This is a genomic window from Pseudomonas bubulae (genome assembly GCF_900618535.1).
Classification (GTDB): Bacteria; Pseudomonadota; Gammaproteobacteria; order Pseudomonadales; family Pseudomonadaceae; genus Aquipseudomonas; species Aquipseudomonas bubulae.
This window is the reverse complement of record NZ_UYJA01000001.1, coordinates 720615-744703: the sequence shown is the minus strand read 5'-3', so window position 1 is coordinate 744703 and position 24089 is coordinate 720615. Positions and strand designations below refer to the sequence as shown.

The following is a 24089-nucleotide window of genomic DNA, read 5'->3' as shown; positions in this document are numbered from 1 at the left end:
CTCTAATAGGAAGCATTACTATTCGCGCCCCACCTGTGCAGTCCTGTGCGATGACTCAGAAAGTGCCCCGTAGAACGGGCTTCTTTGAACACTACGAAGAGTTGATCGGCACCTGGACCCGGCGCCTGCGCAATCGGCAGCAGGCGCAAGACCTGGCCCATGACACCTTTGTCCGCGTGCTTGAATCCAACCCGGATGCGGTTGAGCAGCCACGCGCCTATTTGCATCAGACTGCACGCAATATTGCGGTAGACGGTTTTCGCCGCCAGGAGTTACGCGACGCCAAGGAGCTGGCTGCCGTTCCCCCAAGTTCGTCGCAAACCGGCGATCCGGAGCAGTATATGCGCGCTATCCAGTTGGCTGAGTCGGTCGAAAGGGCTTTGCAGGAACTGCCGCTCAATTGTCGCAAGGTTTTCGTCTGGCAGAAAATCGAAGGCCTGACCCAGGCCGAGATTGCCGAACGCCTGGGGCTGTCCAGGAACATGGTGGAAAAGTATATGATCCGCACCCTGCGCCATCTGCGTGAACGGGTGGAGGCGCCGTGATGACATCGGTAAAGGATTGCAGGATGGATACACGAGACTGTACCTGTGGCAGCGCCAACGTGCGTGATGCGGCGGCCACCTGGTTTACCCGGGTGCAAGCACAAACCCTGGGTGCGTGCGAGCAGGCCGAGTTTGAAGCCTGGCGTACGCAGCATGCCAGCCATGAGGCGGAGTATCAGTGGCTGGCCAGCCTGTGGTCAGCCGCCGATCTCTTGCCCCGGGCCCGCATGCGGGCGCTGTGTGAAGTGCCGGTGGCGAAGCCGACACGCCTTTCGTTACTGGCTTGCGGGCTGGCCGCAGGTATTGTGGCCGTGGCGGCGGGGGCGGGTGTATGGATGCAACTGCAGTCGTCGGCGGGTTATCACGCCGAATTTGCCACGGTGTTGGGAGAGCAGCGCACCCTTGATTTGCCTGATGGCTCGAGCATTGAACTCAATGGTCGCAGCCGTGTGCGCGTCAGCTTTGCGCGTGAGCAGCGCAATGTTGAACTGGAGCAGGGCGAAGCCATGTTCAGTGTGGCCCATGATCCGGAGCGGCCATTTGTGGTGCAGGCCGGGGCCGGCAGGGTAACGGTGACCGGTACCCGTTTTGATGTGCTGCGCGAAGCCGAGCAGACGCGGGTTGCGGTGGAATCAGGGCATGTGCGGGTCCAGGGAGGCAATCCGGATGCACAGGTCAACCTGACTGCCGGGTTGGGTACCGTGGTCGATGCCCGGGGCCATGTAGCGGCCGCGCAGGCAGTTAATACCGGGGCGCTGACGGCCTGGCGCAAGGGGCAACTGGTATTTGAAGATGTCAGTCTGGGCGAGGTGGCCGCCGAGGTCTCGCGCTATCGCGACAAGCCGCTGCACGTCAGCACCCCAGCGCTGGCGCAAATGCGGCTTTCCAGCGTATTCAAAACCGATGACACCGATGCCCTGCTCAAGGCGTTGCCGCAGATCCTCCCGGTGGCTATCAAAACCCGCGCAGATGGCAGCCAGGAGATCATTGCCAGAAAATAATTGCGCTGGGGATTCAGGTTTTTTTCGAGTTCTTCGTCTTCTTGATCAACTGCAACTGGTTTGTATTAACAGTTGCACTCAAGTGCGATCCATAGGGCAAGACTCGACGTGAAAAACAACAATCTTCGTGGGCGACTATCCTCGCTTGAAACACCCCTGAGCATTCCATCTTCTGTCGCCCGGACGCGCCTGCTACCGCTGGCGTTGGCCCTGGCGGTGAGCGCGGCAATGCCCTGTGCTTTTGCTGGCGAATCTGCGCCGGCTGTGATCCATATTCAATCTCAGCCCCTGGGCTCGGCCCTGAGCCAACTGGCGCAGCAAACGGCATTGCAAGTGTTTTTCAGCCCGCAGCTGGTGGCTGGCAAGCAGGCTCCGGCGGTGAATGGCAACCTGTCGCCAGAACAGGCGCTGGCCCGACTGCTGCAGGACAGTGGCTTGAGCTACGAGCTTGACGGTGATGCTGTAACCCTGCGTGCGGCGCCCACGGTCAGTGCTGCTGCGCCAGCGTCCGGGCCGCTGGAACTGGGGCCGGTGGATGTAAAGGTGGTTGGCAACTGGCTGAGCGATGCCAATGACGCGGTGGTGCAGAACCACCCGGGGGCGCGGACAGTGGTGCGTCGCGAAGCGATGGTCGAGCAGGGCACGATGAACGTCAGTGATGCCCTCAAGCGTATCCCGGGTGTTCAGGTGCAGGAGTCCAACGGCACGGGCGGCAGTGATATCTCGCTGAACGTGGGGGTGCGGGGTTTGACGTCGCGTCTGTCACCGCGCTCCACCGTCCTGATTGACGGTATTCCGGCAGCGTTTGCACCCTACGGCCAGCCACAATTGTCGATGGCACCGATTTCATCGGGCAACCTGGACAGCATCGACGTGGTACGCGGTGCCGGCTCGGTGCGCTACGGGCCGCAAAACGTGGGCGGGGTGATCAACTTTGTGACCCGGGCCATCCCCGAGACCTTCCAGGGCGAGGTCGGCACAACCCTGGAAACCTCCGAGCGTGGTGGCTGGAAACATATTGAATCGGCATTTCTCGGCGGCACGGCGGATAACGGTATCGGTGCTGCATTGCTGTATTCCGGAGTCAAGGGTGATGGCTATCGCGCGCGCAACAACGACAACGATATCGATGACGTCTTGCTCAAGACCCACTGGGCACCCACCGACCAGGATGATTTCACCCTCAATTTCCACTACTACGACGCCACCGCGGACATGCCCGGTGGCCTGACCCAAAAGCAGTTTGACGCTGACCCGTACCAGTCGCTGCGTGACTACGACAACTTTACCGGGCGACGCAAGGATGTGTCCTTCAAGTACCTGCGTCAGATCGACGACCAGACCCAGTTTGAAGTCCTGACCTATTACACCGACAGCTTCCGTGGCAGCAACATTGCAGCCCGCAATCTGCAAACCCTGGCTTCGTATCCGCGCAGTTACCACACCTTCGGTATCGAGCCGCGGGTGTCCCATGTGTTCACCCTGGGGCCGGTCACGCAGGAAGTGGGGCTGGGCTATCGCTACCTCAAAGAGGCGATGCATGAAGAGGCCAGCCAGGTGTACCTGGTCAATAACGTGCCTGTGCCGGGGCCCGGGGCAGACGGTCATGTGTATCAGGATCGCACAGGTGGCACCGAGGCCAACGCGTTCTATATCGATGACAAGATCGATGTGGGCAACTGGACGGTCACCCCGGGTATCCGCTTTGAGCGGATCAGCACCAACTGGCACGACCGCCCGGTACTGGGCAATAACGGCAAACCAGTGCAGGAAAAAAACCGCAGCATCGACAGCAGCGAAGCACTGCCGGCCCTGAGCGTGATGTATCACCTGTCGGACGCGTGGAAACTGTTTGCCAACTACGAGACCTCGTTCGGCAGCCTGCAGTACTTCCAGCTGGGCCAGGGCGGTGTCGGCGATGCGACCGCAGCAGGTTTGCGTCCTGAAAAGGCCAAGACCTATGAACTGGGTACGCGTTACGACAATGGTGTATGGGGCGGTGAGGTGACGCTGTTCTACATCGACTTTGCCGACGAGTTGCAATATGTGAGCAACGATGTGGGCTGGACCAACCTGGGCGCGACCAGGCACCAGGGTATCGAGACCTCGGTTCACTACGATATGTCGGCACTGGACGCACGCCTTGACGGCCTGTCGGTCAATGCGGGCTTTACCTACACCAAGGCGACGTCCGAGGGTGACATCCCCAACTTCAAAGGGCGTGATCTGCCGCTGTATTCGCGCCAGGTGGTCAACCTCGGGGCGCGTTACGTGGTCAACCGCTGGACCTACAACCTGGACATGTTTGCCCAGTCCCAGCAGCACGCGCCGGGCACTGGCGGGGTGTACATCACTGATCCGACCCCGGATGGCCAGTACGGCGATATTCCTGGGTATGCGACCTGGAGCACCCGAGTCGGTTACGACTTCGGCCCTGAAGCGTCAAACCTGAAAGTGGGAGCGGGGATCAAGAACCTGTTCAACCAGGAGTACTACACCCGCTCCAGCGACAACAACGCGGGGATTTACCTGGGCGAGCCGCGTACGTTCTTTGTGCAGGCGAGTGTGGGTTTTTAACCCAAAAGCCCCCTCTCCCGGAGGGAGAGGGGACTAAAAGCAGAAGCAAATTTGTGCAACACCACCCATCGGCCCCCTCTACCGCCGGGAGAGGGCTGGGGTGAGGGGCTCGCTCTAAACCCGCAAAATCCGCCCGCTGATGGCTACGGCTATCAGCATGGCGGTGATCAGCAAAAAGGCCGCGCCCAGGCTGCTGGCATGGGCGATAAAGCCGATGGCCGCAGGCCCTGCCAGAATCCCCGCATACCCCAGGGTGGTAATGGCTGGCACGGCGATATGCTCCGGCATTACGGTCTGTTTGCCCACGGCGGTGTACAGCACCGGCACGATATTCGAACACCCTGCGCCCACCAGCGCATAACCGAGCAATGCTGACTCCCAGTTCGGTGCCAGGGTTGCCAGGGCCATGCCCGCGGCGGCAAACAACCCACCCAGGACAATCACCAGCCGCGCACCCAGACGCTTGACGATGGTATCGCCCATCAGTCGGCCCGCGGTCATGGTCAAGGCAAACGCGGCATAACCCAGCCCGGCATAGGCATCGCCAATGCCTTTCTCGGAGGTCAGGGATACGGCGCTCCAGTCGAGCATTGCGCCTTCGGCCAGGAACACGGTAAAGCACAGCAAGCCGATAAAGAGCACCACGCCGTGGGGCACGGCAAACGCCGGACCGTTGCTTTCGCTGCCATAAGGCAGCAGGTGCGGAGCAGCCTTGAGCAGGGCTGCGAGGATCAATGCAATCACCACCACAATCGCCCACAGCGGCGTCAGGCCCAGCGCCAGCAGGGCGCTGACCCCGGCCGCGCCGGCAATCCCGCCGACGCTGAACAGCCCGTGAAAACCCGACATCATGGTGCGCCCGCTGGCACGCTCGACGATCACGGCCTGCAAGTTGACGGTGGAGTCGACGGCGCCGAGCCCAGCGCCAAACAAGAAGAGTGTGGCGATCAGTAGCGGTATGGCACTGACCGTCGCCAGCAGTGGCAGCGCGAGGCAGATCAACAGCGTGCCGCCCACCAGCACCCGGCGGCAGCCATAACGGCTGGCGAGGATGCCGGCAATGGGCATCGCCAGGATTGAGCCCGCGCCCAGGCACAGCAATAACAAGCCCAAAGTGGCCTCGTCCAGTCCCGCACGGGCTTTGGCGTAGGGCACCAGTGGCGCCCAGGCGGCGAGGCCAAAACCGGCGATGAAAAAGGCAATGCGGGTCGACATTTGTTCGAGGCGCCCCGGCACAAGGGGCATTTGGGTGGTGATGGCAGTCATGGTCATCCTTGGAAAACGGCTTTGGTGCGCTGCGGCGTAACATCCTTGCATATTTGCGGCCTGTGTCGCGAGGGCGCTGGCGTACGGCTTGGCGAGAGTGGTTGAATAGCGCGCTTGCTTATCCCACTGCCACTGGTGCGTATTTTATGGACAAGAATTCTGACTCCGCAGTGCTGTTGCTCAACCCCGTCGGGCTGTATGACCCTGCGCCCAACGGTTACTCCCATGTTGCCCGTGTGGCCGCGAATGTGCGGCTGGTGTACACCGCCGGCCAGGGCGGCGAGAACGCCGACAGTGAGCTGTCGACGGACTTCGCCGAGCAGGTGCGCCAGGCCTTTGCCAACCTGCAGATCGCCCTGGCAGCGGCCGATGCACAGATCAAGGACGTGGCCAAGATCACCGTATTGATCGTGGATCACAGCCTGGAGCGCTTACAGATTTTGGGCGCCGAAGTGAAGCGGGTATGGGGGGAGCTGCCGGCCCCGGCCTGCACCTTGATCCCGGTGCCGCGCCTGGCGCTGGATGAGATGTTGTTTGAGGTCGAGGCGGTAGCGGCGGTAGCCGTCTGAGAGATTGCCCTGTGGGAGCGGGCTTGCTCGCGATAGAAACGGCGCGGTTTACCTGATACACCGCATCGATCCAATCGCGAGCAAGCCCGCTCCCACAGGGACAATGTGGGGCGTTAAACCTGCAATAACCGCTCGCGCAGTTTGCCGATTTCGTCGCGCATTTGCGCCGCCGCCTCGAACTCGAGATCGCGGGCCAGGGCGTACATTTTTTCTTCCAGTTGGCGAATGCGCTTGCTGATCTCGCTGGGCGAGCGCAGCTCGTTCTCGTACTTGGCGTTTTCTTCCGCGGCCTTGGCCATGCCTTTGCGCTTTTTGCTGCGCGAACCCGGCACCACCGCACCCTCCATGATATCCGCGACATCCTTGAACACGCCTTTGGGCGTAATGCCGTTGGCGAGGTTGAAAGCGATCTGTTTCTCGCGCCGGCGTTCGGTCTCGCCAATGGCGCGTTCCATCGAGCCGGTGATGCGATCAGCGTACAGAATCGCCCGGCCATTGAGGTTACGCGCCGCCCGGCCAATGGTCTGGATCAACGAGCGTTCGGAGCGCAGGAAGCCCTCCTTGTCGGCGTCCAGGATCGCCACCAGCGACACCTCGGGCATGTCCAGCCCTTCACGCAGCAGGTTGATCCCCACCAGCACGTCAAATACGCCCAGGCGCAGATCGCGGATGATTTCGACGCGCTCCACGGTGTCGATATCCGAGTGCAGATAGCGTACCCGCACGCCATGGTCGGCCAGGTAATCGGTGAGGTCTTCGGACATGCGTTTGGTCAGGGTGGTGACCAGCACACGCTCTTCCAGCGCCACGCGCTTGGCAATCTCGGAGAGCAAATCGTCGACCTGGGTGAGGGCCGGACGCACTTCGATCTGCGGATCGACCAGGCCGGTGGGGCGCACCACCTGCTCGACCACGCGGCCCGAATGTTCGGCTTCGTAGTTGCCAGGGGTGGCGGAAACAAAAATGGTCTGCGGGCTGATGCGTTCCCATTCGTCAAAACGCATCGGCCGGTTGTCCAGTGCCGAGGGCAGGCGGAAGCCATATTCCACCAGGGTCTCTTTACGCGAACGGTCGCCTTTGTACATGGCGCCCACTTGCGGCACGCTGACGTGAGACTCGTCGATCACCAGCAGCGCGTCGGCCGGCAGGTAGTCGAACAGGGTCGGTGGCGGGGCCCCGGACTCGCGGCCCGAAAGGTAGCGCGAGTAGTTTTCGATGCCGTTGCAGTAACCCAGCTCCATGATCATTTCCAGATCGAAGCGGGTGCGCTGTTCCAGGCGCTGGGCCTCGACCAGCTTGTTGTTGGCCCGCAGGTATTCGAGCCGCTCCTTGAGTTCTTCCTTGATCCCTTCCACGGCGTCGAGCAGGGTTTCGCGCGGTGTCACATAGTGGCTCTTGGGGTAGAAGGTAAAGCGCGGCATCTTGCGGATGACTTCGCCGGTCAGCGGGTCAAAGGCACTGATGCTTTCGACTTCATCATCGAACAGTTCGATGCGCACCGCCTCCAGATCCGATTCGGCAGGATAGATGTCGATCACATCGCCGCGCACGCGGAAGGTGGCGCGGGCAAAGTCCATATCGTTGCGGGTGTATTGCAGATCGGCCAGGCGGCGCAGCAACTCGCGCTGGTCGAGCTTGTCGCCACGGTCGACGTGCAACACCATCTTCAGATAGGTCTCGGGGCTGCCCAGGCCATAAATGCACGACACCGTGGTAACGATGATCGCGTCCTTGCGCTCCAGCAGGGCCTTGGTTGCGGACAGGCGCATCTGCTCGATATGGTCGTTGATCGAGGCATCCTTCTCGATAAAGGTATCGGAGGAGGGCACGTACGCTTCGGGCTGGTAGTAGTCATAGTACGAGACGAAGTACTCCACCGCGTTGTTCGGGAAGAATGACTTGAACTCGCCGTACAGCTGGGCAGCCAGGGTTTTATTGGGCGCCAGCACCAGGGTGGGGCGGTTCACATGGGCGATCACGTTGGCAATGCTGAACGTCTTGCCCGAACCGGTTACCCCGAGCAGGGTCTGGTGCGACAGGCCGGCTTCGATGCCTTCAATCATCTGGCGAATGGCTTCGGGTTGATCGCCTGCGGGCTTGAAGCGGGTAACAAGCTGAAAATCGGGCATGAAGGACCTCAGGGTTTGCTTCTATAAAAGCAGTAGCCTTTATAAGTGCATGCGACTCAGGCCGCAGGAAAAAACAGGATACGGCTAAATATGGAGGTCATGTCCGACTGTTTCAAGGTACAGCTCTGATACGGGCATATCGGCAAAGATTGCAATTAGACCAGTGGCCTGAAAATAAACTCAAATACTTGGGTAAAACCGGCAATAGGCTGTTGCCCGAATCCTGATCGGGCTTATACTTGCTCCCCGTTTGTGCACCGCTCTAGTGCAATCGGCTGGAGCGTTGTCACCCCCTCCATTCCCCATTCAGAGCCGCCGTAATAATGAGCCTGTTCTCCGCTGTCGAAATGGCACCACGCGATCCTATCCTGGGCCTCAACGAAGCATTCAACGCCGATACCCGTACCAGCAAAGTGAACCTGGGGGTTGGTGTTTACTGCAACGAAGAGGGACGAATTCCGCTCTTGCGTGCCGTTGTCGAAGCCGAAACGATCCGGGTTGCCCAGCACGCGTCGCGCGGTTATTTGCCGATCGATGGTATTGCCGCCTACGACCAGGCCGTGCAAAAGCTGTTGTTCGGTGCCGAGTCGCCGTTGCTGGCAGCTGGCCGGGTGATCACCACTCAAGCCGTTGGCGGTACGGGCGCGCTGAAAATCGGTGCTGACTTCCTTAAGCAACTGCAGCCAGGCGCAGTAGTCGCGATCAGCGATCCAAGCTGGGAAAACCACCGTGCACTGTTTGAAGCTGCCGGTTTTCCGGTGCAGAACTACCGTTACTACGACGCCGCCAGCCATGACGTCAACCGTTCCGGCATGCTCGAAGATCTGAATGCCTTGCCCGCCGGCTCCATTGTTGTGCTGCACGCTTGCTGCCACAACCCGACCGGTGTCGACCTGACCCCGGCCGACTGGCAGAACGTGCTGGACGTGGTCAAGGCCAAAGGCCTGATCCCGTTCCTGGACATGGCCTACCAGGGCTTTGGCGACGGCATCGACGAAGACGCAGCTGCAGTGCGCCTGTTCGCCGGCTCGGGCCTGAGCTTCTTTGTTTCCAGCTCGTTCTCCAAGTCGTTTTCTCTGTACGGCGAGCGTGTCGGTGCACTGTCGATCATCACCGAATCGAAGGAAGAGAGCGCCCGTGTGCTGTCCCAGGTCAAGCGCGTGATCCGTACCAACTACTCCAACCCGCCGACTCACGGTGCAACCATTGCTGCAGCCGTGCTTAACAACCCTGAGCTGCGTGCGATGTGGGAAGACGAGCTGGCAGAAATGCGCCTGCGCATTCGTGGCATGCGTCTGCAAATGGTTGAGCTGCTGTCGAAAAAGGCTCCTGGGCATGACTTAAGCTTTGTTGCACGTCAGCGTGGCATGTTCTCGTACTCCGGTCTGACCGTTGAACAAGTAACGCGTCTGCGTACCGAATTCGGTATTTATGCCCTTGATACCGGCCGAATCTGCGTGGCTTCTTTGAACCAGCGCAACATTGAGGCGGTAACCGACGCCATTGTTCAGGTCATCTGAATAATGCAGGGAGAAGTCAGCAAAAGTGTTGACTTCTCTTTTTATATCAGTAAGATAGACGCCATTCCGCGATAGCTCAGTTGGTAGAGCAAATGACTGTTAATCATTGGGTCCCTGGTTCGAGTCCAGGTCGTGGAGCCAGATAGTAAAAAAGCCGCTAGCGATAGCGGCTTTTTTTTGCCTGAAATTTGGCAAGGTCCAGATTCTCCCTCCTGGACCTGGACCTGGACCTCAGCAAAACAATGGCTTATGGCCATTTTCCTACAACCTGAAACGTTTTTTTTAAGATGTTCGTCACGAATATCGCTATTCGGTAATAAAAATCGTTTACCTATATCTGAGAATGATTATTATTGGCGCCAGTGCTGCCTCGCTAAAAGGACCTGTGTCAGTGATAAAAACTTCTCCGGTTTTTTCCCGGCTACAAGACGGGAAAGTTGTTTACGGCATGCTCAATTCCCTGCCTTCACCCATGCTTTGCGAGATGCTCGCGTTTGCCGGCTACGACTTTGTAATTCTTGATCTGGAGCACTTGCTGCGCTCCGAAGAAGACATCATGCATTGCGTTCGGGCATGTGAGGCCGCAGGTATTTCGCCCTGGCTGCGCATGGCGCAAGTGGACGAGAAATTGATCGGCAGGGCGCTGGACGCCGGTATCGAAGCCATCGTGCTGTCACGCACCGAAAGCGCCGTACAGGTTCAGCGCGCCATTGAGGCGGCCTTTTTTCCGCCCCTGGGCAAGCGCGGCATGACCGGTGGGCGCATCACCGGCTTCGGTCGCCTGCCACTGCCCGAATACATCGATCTGGCCAACCGCCAGACCCCCATTATTCCCATGATCGAAAGCCGCGCCGGTGTTGACGCGCTGGGCGACATCCTGCAACTGGACGGGGTCGGCATGATCATGGAAGGCGCCCTGGACCTGGCCCTCGATCTCGGCCTGGGGCCTGATCCTCTCAATCCTCGGGTCTGGCAAACCCTGCAAGGCATGGCCGACGCCTGTCTTGGCGCCGGCGTCGCTTTTTGCGCCAACCCTCGCACCGTCGAACAGAACGCGCTATGGCGCGCCCGCGGCGTGCGCAGTTTTCTGGCCGGTGAAGACCGTGGCTTGCTGCATAACGCCCTCAAAGCCCGCCTGCATTCTCTCCAACAGCAATAATGAGTCGACGTAGTCCAATGAAAACAATATCCCTACACTTTTCACTGAGCCTCATGACACTGGGTATTTGCCAGGCTGCCATGGCCGCCGATCAACAACCCCCCGGCCATAGCGTTGAGCTGGCGCCCATGACGATTGAGGGCGATGTACTGGGTGCCGCCAGCGATCAGGAAGTGCGTACCTATGCCGGGAGTCGCAGCGTCATCGATTCCAGCGACCTGAAAAAAGCCAGCACCCGTGGCCTGGATGATGCGCTGCAACGGGTTCCGGGCATCAAGATTTTCGACGAGACCGGCACCGGTGCGCTGCCCCAGATTTCGGTACGTGGGCTGTACGAGAGCCGCAGCGGACGCATCCAGGCCTTGTCGGACGGCATCCCGCTCGCGTTGGCACCCTACGGCCAGACCGGCCTGTCGCTGTTCCCAATGACCATGGCCACGGTCGACCGGGTTGATATCGTGCGCGGGGGCGCAGCGGTGCAATACGGTCCAAACAACGTCGGCGGGGTGATCAACTTCATCAGCAAGCCGATTCCCCGCGAATGGGAAACCACCCTGCAGGAGAAAACCACGTTCAATGCTGGCGGGCGCCAGTTGTGGGATACCTATCTGGGCACCGGCGGCTACCTGACCGACAACTTCGGGCTGCAACTGGACATCAATACCCTGAGCGGCGAATACGGGCGCGAACACTCTGATACCGATGTGCAGAACTACCGCCTGCGCGGCCAATGGAACATCGATGATGACCGGGATCTGAGTTTCGGCGTTCAGCATTACAAGGCCGACATGGACCTGGCCGGAGCCCTCAGCGTCAAGGACTACAAGGACGACCCGCGTCAGTCAACGCGCCCGCTGGACCGCTTCGAGGGTGACACGGATCGTGTGTGGGGCACTTACACCCAGCGTCTTGGCGCCATGGGGCCGTTCGATTCGGTGGAGTTCAGCTGGACCAACTTTGCCCACAACAGCTACCGCAATTTCGTCGTAGGCCTGCCGTTCACTCCGGACGGTACGGCCGTGACCAAGCAGGACGGCCCGCGTGACTTCAAGGTTTGGGGTTCGGAGCCGCGCATCAGCGCCACCATCGATGGCGACACCGTCGGCCAGACCTGGCTACTCGGTGCCCGCTATGTCAGCGAAGACATCAGTTACAAGGTCAACCGGCAGAGTCTGGCTACGGGTGTGACTGCACCGTTTCGCGACTGGAAATTCGATGACAGCGCCCGTGCCTTCTACATCAGCAACGCCATCAGCCTGCTTGATCATCGCCTGACCATCACCCCCGGCGCGCGCTATGAAAACGCGCGCATGAACTACAGCGATGGCATCACCGGGTTCGAGCGCGAGAACAAGTCTGAAGAATGGCTGCCGGGCCTGACCGTGGGTTACCAGGCCAACGACGCCTGGTATGTCTATGCCAACGCGCAGAAGTCCCTGCGTCCACCTCAGGTTACGCAGATCGTCAAGGAAGGCGCGGTCGGTGCCGAGCTGGCCTGGAACTACGAGACCGGTGTGCGTTACACCCCGTGGGAGGGCATGCGTGTCGACTTCAACCTGTACCGCATCGACTTTGATGACCAGATTGTCTACAACGCTACCACCGACCGTTTCGACAACCTTGGCAGCACACGTCATCAGGGTTTCGAGACCGATATTTTCTGGACCCCGCAGGCCATGCGTGATCTGGACCTGCATGCCGGTTATGCCTACCTCGATGCCAAACAACGCAACGGCACTTACAAAGACAACGAAGTGCCGTACTCCTCGCGAAACCAGTTTATGGTGGATGCCCGCTACCGTTTTGCCGAGCACTGGACCTACAACCTCGACGGTCTTTACATCAGCAAGGCCTACACCGACGCTGCCAATACCCGCGAAGAAAACGCCTCTGCCAGCGTGGGTGAACTGCCTTCTTACTGGGTGTGGAACACGGCTATCGAACGTGAGTTCCCGCTGGCCGACAAGAGCATCCTGACCGCCTCGGCGGGCATCAGTAACCTGTTCAACCGCGAATACTATTTCCGAGGTATCGACACCAGCCCTTGGGGTCGTCAACCCGCGCCAGAGCGTTCGCTCACCTTAGGCGTCAATTACCGCTTCTAAACCGCGCACACGCGCTTTTGTAAATCAGTTGCCCATCCTGCGGGACGGGCAACTGTTGCCCCCAGGAAAGTGCCATGCAACGTCCATTCGTCATCCTTGCTCACGTCACACACCCAGCCATTCTCGAGGGCTTTATGCCAGCCGCGCAGCAGCGCGGGCTGCCAATTGTGCTGATCACCGATCATGCTCAGGAACATCGTCGCCTGCTTGCCGGCTCGTCTCTTTCGCCGGACCGGCTGCAGGTGATCGAATGTGATGTATTCAACCCGCTGGCGGTCATCGAAACCCTCAATGGCCAGGGTTTGCGCCCGGTTGCCGTATTTTCCAACAGCGATCACCTGCAAACCGCGACAGCAGTCGTGGCGGAGGCGTTCGAGTGCCCCGGCAAGAACTGGCGGTTGTGCCATGCCGCCAAGAACAAGGCCGCCATGCGTGAGCGCATGCAGCGTCTGGGTCTGCCCGGGCCGTGGTTCCAGGTGCTTGCCTCGGGCTGCGCGTTGCCTGCTGATGCGCCATGGCCAGTGGTGGCCAAGCCCCGTGAAGGGGTGGCCAGCCTGGACGTGCGCTTGTGTCACAACGCCGCTGAACTGAGTGCTTACTGTGAACGGTTCTGGGAGCAGCAACCGGACCGTGCACTGCTGCTGGAGGCTTACCTGGAAGGGCCACTGTTCACCCTTGAGACCCTCGGTGACGGTCGTGGCCTGCAAGCCATTGGCGGCTTTGACGTAAGCCTTTCTGCGCCGCCCCATTTTGTCGAACTCGCTGCCCGCTGGAATGGCCCGCTAAGCAGCGCACAGCGTACCGCGGCGCTGGCGCAAGTGGCGGCATTCGGGGTCAATTTTGGCGTTTGTCACAGCGAATTCATCCTCACCGCACAAGGCCCGGTGCTGGTCGAGATCAACTATCGCAGTATCGGTGACGGCCGCGAGTTTTTGCTGGACCGGCTGCTGCCACAGGGCTGGTTTGACCGAATCGTTGCCCTGCATCTGGGGCAGGCGCTGGTCGACGCACAACCGGCTCGGGCCCAGGCAACCGTGCACTATCTGGTGGCCGAGCGTTCGGGGCGGCTGGATCAGGCCAGCGCCAGTTTCAATGTCGAATCCGCAGGCCACTGGTGCGATTACCGGGCGCTGCAACATCCCGGCGACACGGTGACCATCAGCCACTCCAACAAGGACTACGTCGGCGTATTGCGCCTGATTGCCCCGGATGACGTGAGCCTGGATGCGCAATTGCATTCGACCCTCAACGACCTGAAATGGGTGGTGGCATGAACCTGCAACCAGAAGCTGCCGATCAGGCCTACATCACCCGCCGCATCATCGATTGCTGCCTGCGTGAAGATATCCGCGGAGTTGTCAGTCAGGGCCGGATCTGTCCGCTGCCCGAGGCGTTGCATCAGCTGCTTGCGCATCAATCCAGCGGCATCTGGCTGCGGATCACCGATCTGGCGGCTGACGAGTTGTGGCTGCCAGTGGTCAAGGCGTATCCGTTGCAGGATTGGAGTGTTACCGGCGATGCCTGGATCCGGGTATCGCGACAGCACCCGCCTGAGGTCCAGCGTGGCTACTCGCTCTGGCTTGGCCACCTGAGCCAGGGTCTGGACGCTGAAAGCCTGGGGTTGTTCGAGGCGTATCTGAAAGAGGCCGATTGCGCCACGCAACACCGGACCCTGTGCAAGCAGGCCGGTCAACGCAATGCCGCCGCGCTCGGCGATGTGATCGGGCTCCAGCACTGGTCGCAGCGCCTGTTGAAGATTGACCAGCTGGCCAGCTATCTGGACCACCCGTACTACCCGACTGCACGGGCCAAAAGCGGCTTCGATGGCGCAGCCCTTGAACGCTATGCGCCGGAGTTTGCACCGCGTTTCGAACTCAACTGGCTGGCGATCCCCAAGCAGGCCATGACCCTCACCAGTGTGCAGCCGCCGCACTGGCCGGGTTTCGAGGAAGTAGGCTTGCCAGGCACTTTGCACAACAGCCACTCACTGCTGCCGGTGCATCCGTTGACCTGGGCTGTGCTTGAACAGTATGGCTTGCCTGAGGGCGCACTCAAGGCGCCACACACGGCCATGCAGGTTGAGCCGACGCTGTCCGTGCGTACGGTGGTGTGCATTGATCAGCCCCATTGGCATATCAAATTACCGTTGCTGGTCACTACCCTGGGCGCGCGCAATCTGCGTCTGATCAAACCGACCACCCTGTACGACGGCCACTGGTTTGAAACCACCTTGCAGGCGCTCGCCAGGCGAGATCCGGAGTTGGGATCACGCTATTTGCACGTAGATGAACAACACGGCGGTCATGTCGCCCAAAGCCGTCATCTGGCCTATATCGTGCGCCGCTATCCGGCGGGGCTGGAGCACACCACACTGGTGCCGGTGGCTGCACTGGCCAGCCCTCTTGCGGGTGGGCGCCTGTTCCTCGAACAGCTGGTCGAGGGTTTTTATGCCGGCTCCCTGCAACACTGGCTCGACGACTACCTTGACCTGTTACTGCAGGTTCATCTACGGCTGTGGCTGCGATACGGCATCGCGCTTGAGGCCAACCAGCAGAACGCCGTGCTGATATTCGAACACGGCCGGCCAATGCGCCTGTTGATGAAGGACAACGACGCCGCGCGCCTTTGGCCGCAACGTTTCGCTGCAGCTTGTGCGGATCTGGCCGGGCTGCCAGCCGCCTTGCAGGATGAGCGCATTCGTGTCAACAGCAGTCAGCCTTTGGCCGAGATGTTCTGCACCATCACCCTGCAACTGAATATCGTCGCTATTTTGCAGGCCATTGCGGCAGCGGGGCTGGCGCCTCAAGCCAGCCTGTACGACACACTGCGCCGGCGCTTGAGCGGTTGTCTGCAGCAACTCGAAGCCGAAGGCATCAACTGTGACGACGCACGCCGCTGGTTGCTCGACAGCCCAAGGTTGCCGGTCAAGTACCTGCTCAGCGCCGGCAGCCTGTTCAGCAAGGCGCATTCCGGTGCCAGTGATATCAACAAGTTCTATGGCTACAGCGCGGCGAATTTCCTGCTGGAGGAGGTGCCATGCAGCGCCGTTTAATCGCCAGCGTCTTGTTGGGGCATTACCTGTCGGCCTTTACGGCGCTGGGGATTCCGCTCTATCTACCGCGCATCCTGGGCGACCTCGCGCCCGGCACGCCGGGATGGGCCATCGGCGTGCTGTTTGTCCTGCCAACCCTGTGCACCGCCCTGGCCGCGCCAGTATGGGGGCGCTGGGCCGATCGCAACGGTTGTCGTCTGTCGTTGCTGCGCGCCCATGCCGGGTTGTTCGCGGGTTTTCTGCTGGCAGGCTTGAGCCCCAATCTGACCGTGTTCGTGCTGGCATTGGTTATCCAGGGCACCTTCGGCGGAGCAATGGCGGCCTCCAACGCCTACCTGTCGACCCAGCTCAAGGGCTCCGGGCTGTCCCGCGCCCTGAACTGGACTCAGTATTCGGCACGGCTGGCAATGATCAGCGGCCCGATCCTGCTGGGGCTGCTGACCTCCCGGGGCTTGGGCATCAACCTTTACAGCTGGCTGGCGTGGTTGCCGCTGCTGGCTTTTGTTCTGGTGTTGGCACTGCCCAACGACAAGCCCGGGCATGCCCTGGACCGCAAACAAAAACCGCCGCCAGGCCAACTGCCAGCCGACATGGCGCGCCTGCTGGCGGTGCAGTTTCTGTTCAGCTTCGCCATGGTGGTCACCTTTCCCTACTTCATGCCATACGGTGAACAATTGGGGATAGGTAACGACACCTTGATCGGTGTGCTCTACAGCCTGCCGCATTTGGTTTATCTGCTGGCCTTGCCCTGGGTCCACAAGTATCAGGGCAACGTCCTGTTGCCGGGGCTGGCGCTGCTGGCGATCAGCAATGCGCTGCAATTCTGGAGCGTGCAGGCAGAGCCGTTGTTCGCCCTGCGTCTGCTCAGTGGCGCGGGCATGCTGCTCAGCTTTGTCGGGCTGCACCGCTGCCTTAGTCAGCGCAGCCGGCAAGGCAGTGCAGGGCGCCTGTTCGGCTGGTTTGACTCCAGCGGCAAATGGGCCGGTACCGCTGCCGGTGTTACGGCTGCTCTGGTCACTCAGACCTGCGGCATTGCATCCCCCTTTCTGGTTGCCTGCCTGGCTGCCATGGCCGCCATGGTCATGGCGCGCCCTCTAATGATCACTTCCCGGGAGATTCCGGCATGACGTTCGTTCCCAATACCTTGTCCCTGAATGACCATGCCCTTGATGGTGAAGCCCAGCGCCATGCCATCGAGTGCCTGCTCAATTGCTATTTGCGCGAATATGCATTGCCGCGCAACGAAGCCGATCTGAACTACCAGGCACAGGATGTGCCGATGAGCCTGCGTCAGGCCGGCGCTCGTTGCATCAGCATCAACCTGCCGGGCGGCCGTTTGGTGGTGCGCATCGACAGCGCCAGCCTGTTGGGCCGCTGTCATTACATCGGCGCGCCTTATTTCAAGGGCAACCAGCAGGGCTGGCGGCCACTGGAGGCCCGGGAACTGGCCAGCCTTCTGTGTACGCCACTGAGCGGTGCCGGGCGTGTCGGCGAGATGCTGCAACAGTTCGCCAACAGCCTGCAGATCACCCGGGCCTTTTTGCGTCATTCCCGTCCGGCCAACGAAGCTGCCGACAGCCTGCTCGCATCCGAGCAGCATCAGCTCTGGGGGCATGCCCTGCACCCGACACCGAAAAGCCGCGAAGGTATTTCCCATAACGATTTGCTGGCCTGCTCGCCTGAGGTTGGGGCGTGTTTTCAGTTGCACTGGTTCAAGATCGACCCGGCGCTGTTTCGCCATCAGGGTGAGGACCCGCGCAGTACCCTGCAGCAACTGTCGGGGCGCGACGACGCCTATCCGTGTCACCCCTGGGAAGTCGCCCGCATACTGGCCGATCCGCTGGTGCAGCGGGCGCAACAGCAGGGTCTGATCGAATACCTCGGCCCTCTGGGTCAGGCCATGTTCCCGACCTCGTCGGTGCGTACGCTCTACCACCCGCAACTGGCTTATTTCATGAAGTTCTCGATGCATGTGCGGCTGACCAATTGCGTACGCAAGAATGCCTGGTATGAGCTGGACAGTGCCGTTGCCCTGACTCATCTGCTCCGGCCGGTCATGAGCGAGCTGGCAATCCGGCAACCGGGCTTTTTGCTGATGCCCGAGCCCGCAGCCTCCAGCCTTGATCTCGGTGCTTTGGGTACGCTGGAGCAGGCCCGCGAAGTCACCGAATGCTTCGGTATCGTTTACCGGGAAAACCTGTCCATGGCCGATCGCGGGGCGTATCAGCCGCAGGTGGCAATGGCGCTGTTTACCTGGGACTTGCAAGGTCGCAGTGTCTGTCGTCACCAGGTTCGACGTTATGCCGACATCACCGGCCTGGGCATTGAGCAGGCCACGCTCAACTGGCTGGATGCCTATGCCGCGAAAATGCTCGGCGGCGTGCTGCACTGCCTGTTCCGTCAGGGGGTGGCGCTGGAGCCGCATTTACAAAACACGGTTGTCGGCTTTGCTCAGGACGGCTTGCCGAACCGGGTGTGGATCCGCGATCTGGAGGGCACCAAGCTGGTTCCTGAAATCTGGCCGGCAGAACGCTTGAGCGCGCTCGACGAGCGTACCCGCAACTCGGTGTACTACAGCGCGCAAAAGGCCTGGCAGCGGGTGGCTTACTGTGCGCTGGTGAATAATCTGGGTGAGGCGATTTTTCATCTGGCCAATGGTAGCGATGCTCTGGAACAACAGTTGTGGACGCGCACCGGCGAGCTGTTGCACGAACAGTGCGCGTTTCTCGGTCATCCGCAGCAGCTGCGCGAGTTGTGCGCCGGTGCGCCATTCCCCGGCAAGGAAAACTTTATGACCCGTCTGATGATGCGCGCCGATCGCGAGGCAGGTTACACCCAGCTGCCCAGCCCATTGGCGTTTATTGCAAAGAGTAAGTGCGCATGACTCTTCCTGTCGCTGTCACCCGCTGTATCGATCAGCTCAAGGCTGAACACGAGGGGCCATTGTGTGCCTATGTCTACGACTTGCTTGCCCTTGAACAGCATATAAAGGCAATGCGCGAGGTGCTGCCCGATAACTGCGAATTGTTCTATGCCGCCAAGGCCAACCCGGAGGCGCGGGTGTTGAAAACCCTTGCACCGTGGGTAGACGGTTTCGAAGCGGCCTCGGGCGGGGAGCTGGCCTGGCTGCATGAGCAGTGCCCCGACGAGCCACTGATCTTTGGCGGCCCGGGCAAGCTTGATCGTGAACTGGATATCGCCATGCAGTACAGCGTCTCGGCGTTTCATGTAGAGAGCGTGACCGAGCTTCGCAGTCTGGCGCGCATCGCTCGCCAGCGTGGCGTGAGGGCTGCGCTGATGTTGCGCTTGAACCTCAAGCTGACGCAGGCACCGCAGAGCAGGCTGGTCATGGGCGGCAAGCCCACGCCGTTCGGGCTGGACGAGCAGGGGCTGGCAAGTGCACTGCAATTGTTGCGCGAAGAGCCGTCTCTGGAGCTCAAGGGGCTGCACTTTCATATGCTGTCACACCAGCTGGATGTCGATGCGCACCTTGCGTTGATACGCAGCTACTTCCTGACTTTCCGCCAGTTGTGTGTCGACCACGACCTGCAACTGCCCGTGCTGAATGTCGGAGGCGGCATGGGCATCAACTACCAGAACCCGGCGCAGTCGTTCGACTGGCCAAGGTTTTGTCAGGGGCTCAAGGGGCTGGTTGATGAGTTCGGCATGGGCGCGACCCGAATCCGCTTCGAAATTGGTCGCTTTATCAGCGCAGCCTGCGGCTATTACGTCATGCAGGTGCTGGATATCAAAAGCAGCCACGGCGAATTTTTTGCCATTGGTCGAGGCGGCACTCATCATTTTCGCACGCCTGCAGCGCAAGACCATAACCATCCGTTCACGGTTATGCGGGGCACAAATCCCCCGCAGATAAGCGGTCAGGACGTCACCCTGGTAGGCCAGTTGTGCACGCCCAAGGATGTGCTGGCCAGGCAGCAACCTGTTGCGCAACTGGCGATTGGTGACCTGCTGGTGTTTAGCCTGGCGGGTGCCTATGCCTGGAATATCTCGCACCAGAACTTCCTGATGCACGAACCGCCTCTGAAGGTGTTTATCGACGGGTGATGCCATGGAGTTGCCAGCCAGGGTGCCGGCAACTCCATCCTTGGCAATCAGCCATCCACGCTGATTCCTGGTATGCATCGAACTCTATAAAGAGCTCGGTTATCAGGAAACCCACAGGGCCACGCAATACGGCTTTGCCCGGGTTTTCATGCGCAAGCTGCTTCAAGCCCAAGCCGGATACTGAACAGCCCATAATGATGCAGGCTGTTCAGTTGAAGTCATCACCCAGGTCGGCCAGGGCTTTACTCCCCCAGTAAAGCCCTGTTGAGAAAGTCATATCCCAATTTGATCGATGGCACGCTGATGCAAATGAAGATGATGCCGAACTGCCAGTGAACAATCTTGCCCTGGGCCTCCAGCGCAGTAATTGACGAGCGCAGTTCGAGGCCTTGTTCCTTGACGGATGACCTGAGCTCTACACCTTGCTCCCTTATCAGAACGCGCAGTTCAGCGCCCAATTCTGAAATGGAGGCTTTCAGGTGCCGTTCGGTTTGCCCCAGGTCTGATTTGGAGGCGAGATCTTTCACTTCATTCTCCCAGGCTTCGACAACGGCTTTAGTTTTACCTGAAGGCATACTGATGGATGTCAGCGCGTCGTAAAGGGTAATGGATGATTTCATATTGTCTCCTGCGATTGGCAAGTGACGTCGGGCCGCCATCTGACGCCTGACTCCTGTCACTGTGAGGGCGATTCACTCCTTGCCTGAGATTCTACTTTTATCCCGAATCAATACAGTCAGACCTTTCTTAGCGTTGCGTCAGTCGCGGTGGTATTTCTGGTGACCGATTATGATTACGAGTAGAGCAGCATCGTGCTGGCGCAAAAAAGCCTGCAGTCAGCAGGCTCTTTGCATGAGTCAGGTTGCAGCACGCAGCATCAGCGTGGCGTCGGTTGCACCACCGGCTGTGGCGTCATCTGCGGAGCGTTGTGAGCAGGCAGCATTTCCCAGGCATCACGGGGCTCGTCCAGATCTCGGTTGAGGGTTTCCGGGGTCTTGAAGGTGGTGTACAGGGTGATCAGCGTCAGCAGCGACAGGTAGCAGGCAATCGGCAACCAGGCGCCGATACCGGCGCTGGCATCGCCATCGTGACTGGCCACGACCAGAGCGATCAGCCCGGCGCCAATCAAGGGCGCAATACCGCCAGCAATCACCGCCGAGGCTTCCCGGGCAATGGATACGCCCATATAGCGGTGGCGCGAGCCGAACAGTTCAGGCATCAGCGCCGCCTGGGTGCCGAACATGCCCCAGGTGCCGATGCCCAGCGCGATAGAGATAGCAATAATGCTCGCGATCACATTGCCCTGGCTCAGTATCCACCATACCGGGAACGCCAGTGCCAGTTGCAGCAGCGCAAAGGCCCGGTACACCACTACACGGCCAAAACGGTCGCTGAGTTTACCGGCAATCGGCACGGTCAGAGCACCCAGGCTGGCGGCGCAGATCAAGGTGAGCACGCCCACCGGCCCTTGCAGGCCGACCACACCAACGATGTAACTCACCGCCAGGGCCTGATAAATCGAAGACCCGCCGTTTTCTCCCAGGCGTAGGCCAATGCCCAGCAGCAGCGTCGGTTTTGAGTGTTTCATCGCACTTTTTAGCGGATTGTCGCAGACGCGCTTGAGGGCCTTGAGGCGGATAAAGGTCGGCGACTCCTTGAGCGACAGGCGCATGTAAAGGCCCAGGGCGACGATCACCACGCTGCTGAAGAACGGTATGCGCCACAACCCGCTTTCGAGCACGTTGTCACTGCTGCTGATAACCATGAAGTACACCAGCGCGGCAAGGATGGTGCCCAGTTGAATGCCAAGGAAGGGCAGGGCAGCGTAAAAACCGCGTCGGCCCGGGGGTGCATACTCGGTCATCATCACTGCCGCGCCGGCCTGTTCGGCACCTGCACCGAGGCCCTGGAGCAAACGCAGCACCACCAGCAGCACCGGGGCCAGGTAGCCGACTTGATCAAACGTGGGCAGGGCACCGATCAGGGTGCTGGAAATACCCATCAGCAACACCGTGGACGTGAGCACGAACTTGCGTCCCACGCGGTCACCGATCATGCCGAACAGCACACCACCCAATGGCCTTATCGCGAAGCCCAGGAAGTAGGTGCCGAAGCTGGCAATCAGGCTCATGGTGCGGGTTTGTTCAGGAAAGAACAGCGGCCCGAAAATCAGCGCCGCTGCCAGGGTGTAGAGGGCAAAGTCGTAGTATTCCAGCGCACTGCCCAGGGAGCAGGCCCAGGCAGCGCGGTGCAGGTCTTTTTTGTGTTCCGGGCTTTCGGGGACCAATTCAATATCAGATGAAGCATGATCGTGAGTCATGTTGGTACCTTCTGGTAGGCGCCTTTACGGCATCTTGTTATCGATAGGCAGCAGGGGGGCTTACAATTTGAGTCGATGTATCTCCTCGAGCATGGCCTGCTCCATGATGTCGATGGGGGCCTCCATGCCGGTGTACAACTCGATTTGCCGGCAGGCCTGCTGCACCAGCATGCGTGTGCCGGACACGGTGCGGCAGCCCAGCGCGGCGGCTTGCAGAAGCAAGGCGGTACGCACGGGCATAAAGGCTACATCCATGACGATCAGATGGCTGGCCAGCAGCCCGTCCAGCGGATTGTTGTCGGGCTGCCTGAAGCCCACGCTGGTGGCATTGATCACGATGTCGAAATCCCGGGCAGCAAAGGCCCCGACACTGCCACCCCAGCGTGCACCCAGATCTGCGGCCAGCGCCTGGCCACGCTCACTGCTGCGGTTGAACACCGTGACCCGGGCTGCCGCTTGCAGGCAGCCAAAGACCACGGCCCGCGCTGCGCCACCGGCGCCGATTACGGCAACACGCTGGTTATTGAGCTCGCAGACTTCCTGCAGGGCGCGTACTGCACCCAGGTAGTCGGTGTTGTAGCCGGTGAGAACGCCGTCGATGTTATTGATGGTGTTGACCGCGCCAATGACCAGCGCTGATTCATCGATCGCGTCCAAATGCTCCATCACGACGGTTTTGTAGGGCATGGACACGTTCATGCCGCGCACACCCAATGTGCGGATGGCCGCGACGCCCGCCACCGGGTCCTCGATGCCGAAGCAGACGAAGGTGTAGTCCAGGCCCAGGGCCGCGTAGGCCGCATTGTGGATTTTCGCAGAGAGAGAAAAGGGCGAGCCCATGATCGAACCGCACAGGGTTGGCAGGGACTGGGGCATGCGTGCCTCCTAGTATTGGATTTATGAGTGGGGCAATAAGCCCACTTTCAACCCCTGCAGCGCAGTGTGCCAATCGTATATGGTGATGCCGTGATCACGGATGCTGATCACCAGCTGAGACTTGATGATTGGCGATGACTGCAGCACATTGTGCTTCTCCCGGTGTTATGGTGCTGAATCCTTCCTGCCAACGGATTTGTTGTGATGACTACACCGCGTGCTGCTGTCGGCCCGATCAAGGCCGTGATTTTCGATATGGACGGGTTATTGCTGGATACTGAGGGTATTTACACCGAAGTCACGCAGATCATCGCCGAACGCTACGGTCGCACCTATGACTGGAGCATCAAGCAGCACATCATCGGCCGTGGCGCCCTGGACCTGGCAGAATTTCTGGTCAAGGCGCTGGAATTGCCGATCACCGCGCAGGAATTTCTGGTTGTCCGCGAGCCGTTGCTAAAAGAACGCTTCCCCAAAGCCACGGGCATGCCGGGTGCCGAGGCGCTGGTGCGCCATCTCAAGGCCCACAAGGTGCCAATTGCCGTGGGCACCAGTTCATCGCAACATTCCTTTGCCCACAAAACCACCTTGCATGGTGAGTGGTTTGAGCTGTTCGACACCATTGTCACCGCTGACGACCCTGAAGTGGGGGCAGCCAAGCCTGCACCGGATATCTTCCTGACGGCGGCACGGCGCCTGGGTGTTGCGCCCGAGCACTGCCTGGTATTCGAAGATTCGCCTTTCGGGGTAACGGCTGCCAAAGCCGCCAACATGACTGCGATTGCCGTACCTGATGTAGCCATGGCCGACAGCAAGTACACGCATGCCGACCTGATCATCCGCCAGCTGGCCGACTTTGATCTGGCGGCTTATGGTTTGCCGCCGATGCGATAAGTGCTAGCCAG

18 protein-coding genes, 1 tRNA gene and 1 pseudogene are annotated in these 24089 nt (G+C 60.1%); 15 read left to right on the top strand and 5 right to left on the bottom strand.

The window, feature by feature from the left end; translation table 11 throughout:
• The first annotated feature begins 50 nt into the window (after window positions 1-50).
• The 3 genes from PPTH39_RS03170 to PPTH39_RS03160 all read left to right on the top strand — a co-directional run bounded on the left by PPTH39_RS03170 (window position 51) and on the right by PPTH39_RS03160 (window position 4123).
• Window positions 51-545: a sigma-70 family RNA polymerase sigma factor gene (locus PPTH39_RS03170; RefSeq protein ID WP_095000470.1), complete on the top strand. Its 495-nt coding sequence runs from the start codon at window positions 51-53 to the stop codon at window positions 543-545.
• Window positions 546-568: 23 nt separating this feature from the next.
• Window positions 569-1546 carry a FecR family protein gene (locus PPTH39_RS03165; protein WP_130871577.1) on the top strand — a complete coding sequence of 326 codons (978 nt, stop codon included), beginning with the start codon at window positions 569-571 and terminating at the stop codon, window positions 1544-1546.
• Window positions 1547-1702: 156 nt separating this feature from the next.
• Window positions 1703-4123: a TonB-dependent siderophore receptor gene (locus tag PPTH39_RS03160; protein ID WP_095018161.1), complete on the top strand. Its 2421-nt coding sequence runs from the start codon at window positions 1703-1705 to the stop codon at window positions 4121-4123.
• Window positions 4124-4237: 114 nt separating this feature from the next.
• Here PPTH39_RS03160 and PPTH39_RS03155 read toward each other — a convergent pair whose 3' ends face one another.
• On the bottom strand, window positions 4238-5389 hold the full coding sequence (locus PPTH39_RS03155; protein ID WP_130871576.1) for an MFS transporter: 1152 nt from the start codon (window positions 5387-5389) through the stop codon (window positions 4238-4240).
• 146 nt (window positions 5390-5535) lie between these two features.
• Between PPTH39_RS03155 and PPTH39_RS03150 the strand changes: the two genes are divergently transcribed.
• Entirely contained in the window at window positions 5536-5958 is a 423-nt protein-coding gene (locus PPTH39_RS03150) for a RidA family protein (RefSeq protein WP_095024768.1), read from the top strand.
• A gap of 113 nt (window positions 5959-6071) precedes the next feature.
• Here PPTH39_RS03150 and uvrB read toward each other — a convergent pair whose 3' ends face one another.
• The gene (uvrB, locus tag PPTH39_RS03145) at window positions 6072-8087 is read right to left on the bottom strand and encodes an excinuclease ABC subunit UvrB (RefSeq protein WP_095000466.1); all 2016 of its coding nucleotides are present in this window, start codon (window positions 8085-8087) and stop codon (window positions 6072-6074) included.
• Between the two features lie 323 nt (window positions 8088-8410).
• Here uvrB and PPTH39_RS03140 point away from each other — a divergent pair, with 323 nt between their 5' ends.
• The 10 genes and pseudogenes from PPTH39_RS03140 to PPTH39_RS23670 all read left to right on the top strand — a co-directional run.
• The gene (locus tag PPTH39_RS03140) at window positions 8411-9607 is read left to right on the top strand and encodes an amino acid aminotransferase (RefSeq protein WP_130871575.1); all 1197 of its coding nucleotides are present in this window, start codon (window positions 8411-8413) and stop codon (window positions 9605-9607) included.
• A 65-nt stretch (window positions 9608-9672) separates the two neighbouring features.
• Window positions 9673-9748: transfer RNA gene (locus PPTH39_RS03135), tRNA-Asn, on the top strand.
• 307 nt (window positions 9749-10055) lie between these two features.
• Window positions 10056-10766, top strand: a complete 711-nt coding sequence (locus PPTH39_RS03130) for an HpcH/HpaI aldolase family protein (protein WP_095018072.1) — start codon at window positions 10056-10058, stop codon at window positions 10764-10766.
• A 17-nt stretch (window positions 10767-10783) separates the two neighbouring features.
• The gene (locus tag PPTH39_RS03125) at window positions 10784-12871 is read left to right on the top strand and encodes a TonB-dependent receptor family protein (RefSeq protein ID WP_095024765.1); all 2088 of its coding nucleotides are present in this window, start codon (window positions 10784-10786) and stop codon (window positions 12869-12871) included.
• A 74-nt stretch (window positions 12872-12945) separates the two neighbouring features.
• Window positions 12946-14145 (top strand): ATP-grasp domain-containing protein, encoded by a 1200-nt coding sequence (locus PPTH39_RS03120; RefSeq protein WP_130871574.1) that lies wholly within the window; start codon window positions 12946-12948, stop codon window positions 14143-14145.
• Window positions 14142-15923 (top strand): IucA/IucC family protein, encoded by a 1782-nt coding sequence (locus PPTH39_RS03115; RefSeq protein ID WP_130871573.1) that lies wholly within the window; start codon window positions 14142-14144, stop codon window positions 15921-15923. The genes PPTH39_RS03120 and PPTH39_RS03115 overlap by 4 nt, the downstream gene beginning before the upstream one ends.
• On the top strand, window positions 15908-17050 hold the full coding sequence (locus PPTH39_RS03110; protein ID WP_095031646.1) for an MFS transporter: 1143 nt from the start codon (window positions 15908-15910) through the stop codon (window positions 17048-17050). The genes PPTH39_RS03115 and PPTH39_RS03110 overlap by 16 nt, the downstream gene beginning before the upstream one ends.
• Window positions 17047-18807 carry an IucA/IucC family protein gene (locus PPTH39_RS03105; protein WP_130871572.1) on the top strand — a complete coding sequence of 587 codons (1761 nt, stop codon included), beginning with the start codon at window positions 17047-17049 and terminating at the stop codon, window positions 18805-18807. Before PPTH39_RS03110 ends, PPTH39_RS03105 begins: the two co-directional genes overlap by 4 nt.
• A complete protein-coding gene (locus tag PPTH39_RS03100) occupies window positions 18804-19988 on the top strand; it encodes a type III PLP-dependent enzyme (RefSeq protein ID WP_130871571.1) in 1185 nt (394 codons plus the stop codon). Before PPTH39_RS03105 ends, PPTH39_RS03100 begins: the two co-directional genes overlap by 4 nt.
• A gap of 76 nt (window positions 19989-20064) precedes the next feature.
• A pseudogene (locus tag PPTH39_RS23670) lies at window positions 20065-20172 on the top strand (GNAT family N-acetyltransferase); the annotation flags it as partial.
• Between the two features lie 58 nt (window positions 20173-20230).
• Here the strand turns inward: PPTH39_RS23670 and PPTH39_RS03090 are convergent.
• The 3 genes from PPTH39_RS03090 to aroE form a co-directional block, all read right to left on the bottom strand.
• A complete protein-coding gene (locus tag PPTH39_RS03090; RefSeq protein ID WP_095000458.1) occupies window positions 20231-20608 on the bottom strand; it encodes a DUF1640 domain-containing protein in 378 nt (125 codons plus the stop codon).
• 257 nt (window positions 20609-20865) lie between these two features.
• Window positions 20866-22308 carry an MFS transporter gene (locus tag PPTH39_RS03085; RefSeq protein ID WP_095000457.1) on the bottom strand — a complete coding sequence of 481 codons (1443 nt, stop codon included), beginning with the start codon at window positions 22306-22308 and terminating at the stop codon, window positions 20866-20868.
• Window positions 22309-22368: 60 nt separating this feature from the next.
• Entirely contained in the window at window positions 22369-23184 is an 816-nt protein-coding gene (gene aroE, locus PPTH39_RS03080) for a shikimate dehydrogenase (protein ID WP_095018067.1), read from the bottom strand.
• Window positions 23185-23388: 204 nt separating this feature from the next.
• Between aroE and PPTH39_RS03075 the strand changes: the two genes are divergently transcribed.
• Window positions 23389-24078, top strand: coding sequence for an HAD-IA family hydrolase (locus PPTH39_RS03075; RefSeq protein ID WP_095000455.1), 690 nt, complete (start codon window positions 23389-23391; stop codon window positions 24076-24078).
• Window positions 24079-24089: the final 11 nt, after the last annotated feature.